Annotated in this window: 6 protein-coding genes; 2 read left to right on the top strand and 4 right to left on the bottom strand. The window is 62.4% G+C overall.

Annotated features, from left to right (window positions below):
• The coding region (locus tag H5U38_13955; GenBank protein MBC7188125.1) for a TonB-dependent receptor at positions 1 to 646 on the top strand (646 nt) is incomplete at its 5' end.
• A gap of 63 nt (positions 647 to 709) precedes the next feature.
• On the top strand, positions 710 to 1903 hold the full coding sequence (locus H5U38_13950; protein ID MBC7188124.1) for a glycerol-3-phosphate acyltransferase: 1194 nt from the start codon (positions 710 to 712) through the stop codon (positions 1901 to 1903).
• Positions 1904 to 2697: 794 nt separating this feature from the next.
• Here H5U38_13950 and H5U38_13945 read toward each other — a convergent pair.
• The 4 genes from H5U38_13945 to H5U38_13930 form a co-directional block, all read right to left on the bottom strand.
• Positions 2698 to 4143, bottom strand: a complete 1446-nt coding sequence (locus H5U38_13945) for an alpha-L-fucosidase (protein ID MBC7188123.1) — start codon at positions 4141 to 4143, stop codon at positions 2698 to 2700.
• 12 nt (positions 4144 to 4155) lie between these two features.
• Positions 4156 to 5112: a hypothetical protein gene (locus tag H5U38_13940; protein ID MBC7188122.1), complete on the bottom strand. Its 957-nt coding sequence runs from the start codon at positions 5110 to 5112 to the stop codon at positions 4156 to 4158.
• Positions 5113 to 5130: 18 nt separating this feature from the next.
• The gene (locus tag H5U38_13935) at positions 5131 to 6780 is read right to left on the bottom strand and encodes a hypothetical protein (protein ID MBC7188121.1); all 1650 of its coding nucleotides are present in this window, start codon (positions 6778 to 6780) and stop codon (positions 5131 to 5133) included.
• 257 nt (positions 6781 to 7037) lie between these two features.
• Entirely contained in the window at positions 7038 to 7547 is a 510-nt protein-coding gene (locus tag H5U38_13930) for a hypothetical protein (GenBank protein MBC7188120.1), read from the bottom strand.
• Between the last annotated feature and the right edge of the window lie 15 nt (positions 7548 to 7562).

The following is a 7562-nucleotide window of genomic DNA, read 5'->3' as shown; positions in this document are numbered from 1 at the left end:
GAACCCCGACTTGTTGCCCGAGCGTAGTCTGAGCGCCGAGCTGGGGGTAAACCACACGATGCTTGGCTGCATCAACTTAGACGTGGTAGCGTACCACTCGGATTTCTGGAACCTGATCGAAGCGCGGCCGCAGCCGGGATTGGTGAAGTACAACGGGATGTTTCTGCCGGAAGTAAAGTTCGTCAACGTGACGCGGGCGCGTATTCGCGGCCTGGAGAGCGCCCTCAAGCTGGAACTCATCAGGGATGCGTTGACGACCAACCTCGCGTATTGCTACGTGCACAGCACGGACCTGTCCAAGAACCCGGACGGCTCTCCCACTGCGGACTATGGCAAGGTCTTGAAATACCGGCCGCGCCATATGCTCACGCTCAGCTCGGACCTCCATTACCGGGGAGCCTCGGCTGGAGCAGATTTTCGCTATGTGAGCCGCATCGAGCGGGTCGATAAAATGCAGCAGCTCGCCATCAAGGACCTGGACGTGACGCCCGCCACCTACGTGACCGACTTGCGCTTCGGGATCAAGGTGGGCAGCTTCAAGGTGAGCTTTTTTGTCAACAACGTTTTCCAGTACTACTACATCGAGCAACCGGCGGCCCTTGGCCCGTTCCGCAACTATGCTCTGCAGATCGACTTTGCCTCGTGAGGTCATCTGCGCTGCGGCAGGGGTTGAAGCTGGCAGAGGCTGAGCAAGCGGAGGTGTAGGGCCATGTGGCTGACTGCGATGTGCGTCGTGAGCGGCTACCTCCTCGGTTCCGTATCGCCCAGCTACTTCTTGGGCCGTCTGCTCCGCGGCATAGACATCCGGCAGCACGGCAATGGCAATGCGGGAACGGTGAACACCTTTGCCGTGCTTGGCCTCTTGCCCAGCGCGATCACGGCGCTGTTTGATACAGGCAAGGGCCTGGCAGCGATGTGGCTGACCCTTATGCTGGGCGGCACTCCGGCGCAAGGGTATTTTGCCGGCTACGCAGCGGTGATCGGGCACGTGTTTCCCTTCTATTTGCGTTTCCGCGGCGGACAGGGGGTGGCGACTGCGGTGGGGCTCATGCTCTTCCTGCTCGGGACCGCCCTGGTGCGCGGCTGGATGGCGTGGGGGCATATCGCCGTGCTGGCGGGCTGGGTGGCCGTGTTTGCCTTCATCTGCCGGCGCGGCGAGATGGTGGGGGTGATGGTCCTCCCGCTTCTCCTCTTGATGCTCGACACCCGCGCCCCATGGTGCTGGGAGGTGGTCTTCCTCAACCTGGTGGTGGCCCACATCCTCTTTGTCAATGTCTACAACATCGTGGTCAAGAAGGTTGTGCGGCTGCGGCCTGAGCTCAGGGAGAGGGTGGAGTGGTGGCGGGTGTTACTGCGGCCTGGGGCGCTGGCCTTTCCGCTGGTGAATCTCCGCTATGGGCCGCAGAGCGCGCTGCTCTTGACGGGGGCAGTGTTGGCGATTTCGGTGGTGGCGGACCTGGTACGCGCCCACCGGGAGGCGCCCGCGGCGTCCACGTACCGCAATTCCTACCTCGTGCACCCCGCGTTTCTTCGGGGATATCACCTCTCGCGCATCACCGCCTTCTTGGCGGCCTGCTTTCTTTCGATCCTGCTGTTTGCGCCGCCGATAGCCCTGGCTGCGATAGTCTTTGTCGTCTTCGGCGATGCGTTTGCCAAGTTATTCGGCCTGCAATGGGGGAGAACTCCGCTGTTGGGCAAGACGGTGGAAGGCACCCTGGCCTGCTTGGCGGTATGCCTGGTGGCGGGCCTGTTTATGGCCGAGGTACTCCCGCTCAATCCTTGGGTTCTGCTGGCCGGGGCGTTTGTGGCGACTGCGGGCGAGCTGGTGCCAGTGGGACTCAACGACAATCTGGTGGTGCCGCTCTGCAGCGGCCTGGTGATGCACCTATTGGGGCGAGCGTGAGGTAGGCGAGCAAGGGTTTGCTGAGGCAGGGCACCGCCCTCTTCATTGGCGACACAGAATGCGGCGCCGCGGGCCAGGGGGAAGGGGGATCGTTCGTACCATTCGTTCGATCCCCGGTTCATTGAGGTCCTGGAGACAGCCTGGCGGTTCGGCGGCTCCAGCATTCTCCGAAGAGTCGTGTTGCGAGTTATCAGGCCGGTGCGAGCAGAGGGGCTTCGGGGCACACCGAGCAGCCCGTCTCTCTGCTTTTCCACAGCCCTCCTTGTCGTTCCCGGCAACCGGGACCACGTCTACTCCTGCCTCAAGCGGCCCGCGTTCCCGCAGCGCTCCACTGGACAAGCCAAGGCCTGTTGGGACGCAGTGATCAGCCATTCCCGATGGACCATTGTCTGCCGGCGCCCTTTCAAGAACGGCAAGAGAAGGGTGCCCAGACGATTATCGGTCCCCGGAGTTCGCGTTTATTTGGCTTATCTCCGACCGCACAAGCAACCGGTCCACCTGCACGGCAGCAGCCTTCTCCTTTTCGGATCATCCTCGAGAAGACGCTCTGCCCGTCTTCGGCCACTCGTCAAAATCTGTGGGTGCCCTGGAAGGGGCTGCCAGAGTTGAGAGCATCCTTCGCAGGTCTGTGCGCCTGTGTCCACGTGGTGAACTACCGTGCGGGACGGAGGACCCAGGGTCCGTCCTGGTCAGAAGCCCGCATGATGGGTCGCGGCGGGCACTGGAGGCGTTCTGGGCTGACGCCCGGACCACCGGCCGCGCGGTACACACTTGCGCCCGTAACCACTCGGGCCCTAATGGGTTCCCGCACGGTACAGCGCGAAGGTTGCGATCGTGGGACAGGCCCGCGCCTTGCTGATGCACAGCCGTACGCGGCGAGCTCGGAGGTCAGGCAGACGCAGTATCCGCTTGTAGCCGATGGTCGTGCCCTCGGCAACCCTCTGCCAGCTGCCATCAACATCCGCCTCAATATGAAACTCCTCTACCCGCTGGCCTAAAGCGATGTATTCCTGCAGCACGATCCGGTTCACCACGGTCGGTTTGCGCAGGTCCAGCTCCAGCCAGGCTGAGGTGATGGTGTCGTCGGTGGCCCAATACGTGGCGTTGTCGCCATCGATGGCCCGCTGCGGCGCAAAGCGGCGATGGTTGCCACGCACCTGGGATGCTGTTGCCCGTGCGCGCCGCGCCAAATCCTCGGGAAACTCGGCTTGCAATGCACGCCGGAACTCCACCAGGCGGAGTGAATCCACACGCGCGATCAAGCCACGGCGGTCCACGGGGACGTTGAGAAGCAACGCCGCATTGCGTCCCACCGAGGCGTAGTAGATCTCGAGAAGCTCGGCGACGGACTTGACCTGTGCGTCTTCGGCAGGGTGGTAGAACCAGCCTGGCCGGATCGAAACGTCAGCCTCGGCCGGCACCCAGTGCGTTCCATCGGCATGGCCGCTGGTGAGCTCGTGGTAGCGGGGGTAACCCGGCCACACCTCCTCGCGGCGCAAGAGCGACCAGTTGGTCTCGTCGGCGAAGCCGCGCTCGTTTCCCACCCAACGGACGTCCGGGCCCCCATCGCTGAAGATGACCGCCTGTGGCTGACATTCCCGGACCACGGCGAAGAACCTGGGCCAATCGTATACCTGCCGCCTGCCGTTGGGACCTTCGCCACATGCGCCGTCGAACCACACTTCGAAGAGTTCGCCATAGCCGGTGAGCACCTCCCGCAACTGGTTCTTATAGAACTCGTTGTAGCGAGGCGAATCGCCGTAACTGGGCTCGTGGCGGTCCCACGGCGAGAGGTAGACGCCCATCTTCAGGCCATACTGGCGGCAGGCGGTGGCCAGCTCGGCGAGCACATCGCCATGACCATCGCGCCACGGGCTATTCCTGACGGAATGCTCCGTGTAGCGCGACGGCCACAGGCAAAAGCCGTCGTGGTGCTTGGCCGTGAGGATGATGCCCTTCATCCCCGCCTCTTTGCATACCCGCGCCCATTGGCGGCAGTCCAACGCATGCGGATTGAACAGTGTCGGGTTCTCCTGGCCGTCACCCCACTCCCGGTCGGTGAAAGTGTTCATGCCGAAATGGATGAACGCGTAGTACTCCAACTCATGCCAGGCCAGTTGGCGCGAACTGGGGATCGGGCCACAGGGCGCAGGAGGCGGCGGTGCAGAATTGCAGCAGAAGAGCATGGCAGTTACCACGAGTAGGGTGCGCATCTTCCTTCCCTTGAGCACACTTGTCATGGGAGCAAACACTTAACGATAGAAGCGGTACTTCTCGAGCGCCTCGCAGATGGCGCGTATCGTAGGCAAGGGGAGCTCGGGCCCAATGGAGGCCTGAAGCAACAGCCCACCCTCAGGGAGGTAGAGGGCTTCCACTGCCTCACGCACATGCTGCTCGATTTCCCGCGGCGACCAAAACGGGAAACGCTGCCGGTCCAGGTCAAGGCAGATGGCGACTTTCCCCCTTGCCAAGCGGGCGAGGTGCTGCAAGCCATTGGCGCCCACCTGCGGGTTCAACACGTCGATGCCGCAGTCGATGAGGGCGTCGATGATCTCCACGATGTGGCCATCCGTGTGGAAGTAGACGATGACCCCTGCCTCTCGACAGCGCCCAAAAATGCGCTGGTAGCAGGGCTTGAGGTAGCGGACCCACTTTTCTGGGTGAATAGGGAGGCGATCCTGGTGACCAAGGTCGTCGCCGAAGTAGTAGATGGCCGGCTTGGAGGCAATGAGGGTTTCCACTTCCTGGAGGTTGTAGGCCAGCACTCTGTCGATGAGCATCTGCAGTTCCGGGGGTTCCTCGGCGAAATCGATCATCAGCTCCTCGTAGCCGCGCAGGTAGTAGAGGCGCATGTACATGAACCCGTGGGGCAGGCCGCCACCCGGAGGTGGCGGTTGGAACGTGCGCACGTCTTCGCGGTGCAGCAGCGGGTGGCCCACCACCAGACCTTCCAAGCCGGGAGCGACATTTTCCCACACGCATCCCCAGGGGTCCACGTGACGACCGACGTTGTAGGTGCCCTCGTAGGCGTCATAGTCCACGCCACCGGGTTGATGCCCCCCGAACAGCGCAGGAAACTCCCCGACCAGCTCCTCAAGCGCCTCGCGGTGCCGCGTCCAGGTGGCCGGCAGGAGGTAGACGTCCACCGGGATGGTCTCTGGGTTGGCAAAGCGCACCGCCCGGAAAAAGTTGTCGTCGAGCTCCCACACGGCGGATTCGTCCCTGCGCTATGGGCGGAGAAATGTCACCTTCACCGTCTGCGTGTGGCTCGGGCAGGAGAAGCGAAAGAAGTGCACGCCCGGGCAGGTGGTGAGTGCCTGGTCCCACGGCCACGTCACCTGAAACAGGCCGCTGCGCTGCGTTGGGAAAGCGTGGTGCGCAACTTGCCGCCCCAGCACATCTACCACATCCAAGACGATAGGCAACATCACCCGGCGGTCGATGGTGAATGTCACGCGGTGCGGGGACGGATTGGGGTGGGCGCTGAGCACCTCGAAAGGCACCCCGTCGCGTGCCTGGCTGCTGTCGAGCTTCTGCAGCATGAGCAGGTAGTCCTCAGGTTTTTCCTTGAAGTAGAGCATGCGTATCTCAACTGAGCGGTCGACGTTGCAGACGACCACCATGACGGCCTGCGGTGCGCTGGCAATGTCGAGGGTAATCGCCTGCCCAGGGCCGACTTGGTGGATGCGCGTTCCTGCCGGCTCCTCCACCACTGCTGCCAATCTCCAGTGGGCAAGCACCGCCCCGTCCAAAATGAGGCGATAGGAGCCAGGTTGGCTGAGCCGGAACGGCAGATAGGTCGCCGTCAGGAAGTAAGCCTGTCCGGCGAACGCGGCATAGGCACCGACGACTGTGTCCTTGGCGGTAGCCACTTCCGGAAAAGTTGCGGCCTCGCGATAGCCGTACCCCGGCTGATGCCTGCTGCCGGTGAAGTAGTTCCAGATGGAGAAGCGCGTGAACTCGTCCTCGAAGGTGCTACCGTGAGCGGCGCACACTCGATTGATGGCCTCCAGGGCAGGTTCGTGGACCATCTCCTCCCAGATTTGGCGGATTACCTCACGGCCAAAGCGTTCGGCTAAATAGAAGGCGAACACCGAGGCGCCGTACATGTGGTTGATGATGCGCGGCACGGTCAGGGAAACGGCGTTGAGCGGAATGTCCGGCGCGGAGAAAAAGTCGCCCAGATAGTGCCGGTAGTCCTCTATGCCTGGGAAGACTTGTTCTTCCATCCAGATGGCGCTGAGCTCAGCAAAGAAGCCGTCCACGGTAATGAGGCGGGACACGTAGCCGAGCTGAATGGCATGAAAGAACTCGTGGGCAGCAGTTGCGCGAATGGCAGCCTCAGGGGACAGGTGTTCCTGGGGACTGATAAAGTCGTTGTCCACTTCGATGTGGCTGGCAAGGCGATGTTGCACAGGTGCGCCAGGGTCGCGCCCTTCCTCCACGGTGACGCCCCTGCTTGTGCCAAGGTCGCGGACGTACACTCGATACGGCTGGCTCCAGGCGACCGTGTTGGGCGGAGGCACAAAACCCAGCTCTTCGACCTGCACTGCGTAGCTCCGCTCGAACGCGCTCCCCACGGCCTCTACGAAATCCGGCGTGCCGTCACCGTTGGCGTCCAAGGGCGAAACCGCGTCCGTGCCGTCCCTCGTGTAGAAAACCAGAAAATGGCCGTCCTGGGTGAGCAGGCTATCGGTGAACTGGCGGCAAGCGGCGACAAGACCCAGACCCTCGTCGGCACAGCGAATGGCATGCTCCCCAGAAAGGTTCATTCCCGCGCCAAGGGCAGGTACGGTGGTGGCCAGGACAGGAACGGAGGCGCCCGCAAGTGCCTGGATGCTCATAAGGCACGACGCGGCGACGACAAGACGGGTCATCGCTGCGGTCCTCTGCAGGCCGACCCTGGCGCCGGTTGGCGTAGCGGTACCGAAATGAGCCGTTGCGCGTTCGGAGAGCATTTCGCAGAGACAATCGCCAGAGCTCTCGCGGATGGCGGCGGCAGTACGGACCTGGCCAGCCGGAAAGCCGCCTGGAAGGAGCCTGGTGCGTCGCACGTCAAGGTAGACCTCTTGGGTCGAACTCCCACGGGCTTGGCAACAAGGCCTGGGGCACAAAGCGGGGTAGGGAAGAAGCCTCACGCTTTTTCGTCCAGCGGAAGCGGCCCAGCACCTCCGTTAGGACCAAACTCTTCCGGCCCCAGCGCATGTTTGAGAACGTATCTTAGCAAGCCTTTCTCCCGGCTTGTGTCATGCGGGAAGAGATCTTTCCAAATAGGGTAGACTGCCTGCACAAGGGTCTCGGGCTCAACTGCACCTGAGCGACTTGTGGCGCTGAGGAGAGACAGGGCCGTCTCCAGATGCTTCTCGCAGTCGGCACATCCGTCTTTGGGCGCCACCTTCTTCAGTGCCGCGAGGGCTTCGCTTTTCGCCTTCTGTTTGTCGCGGTAAAGACGAAGGGAGTAGTAGGCGACACCAAGGAGGTAGGTCATACAGCACAGCATACTGGTGGCCAGATTGGGGGTCACTCCGCCTCGTGTCCTTATCCCGTCCGTCACCTTCTCCTCGCTCCTAACCCCTTGCTGGTAGTAGGAGGCAATCCACTTCTCCGCCGCTTGGCGAAAGTCTTCAGCGCTCTTGTACTCCATACTCCCCTCCCTATG

The organism is Calditrichota bacterium (assembly GCA_014359355.1).
GTDB lineage: Bacteria > Zhuqueibacterota > Zhuqueibacteria > JANLFK01 > Oleimicrobiaceae > Oleimicrobium.
The sequence above is the reverse complement of the archived record's forward strand: the minus strand, read 5'-3'. Positions and strand labels throughout refer to the sequence as shown.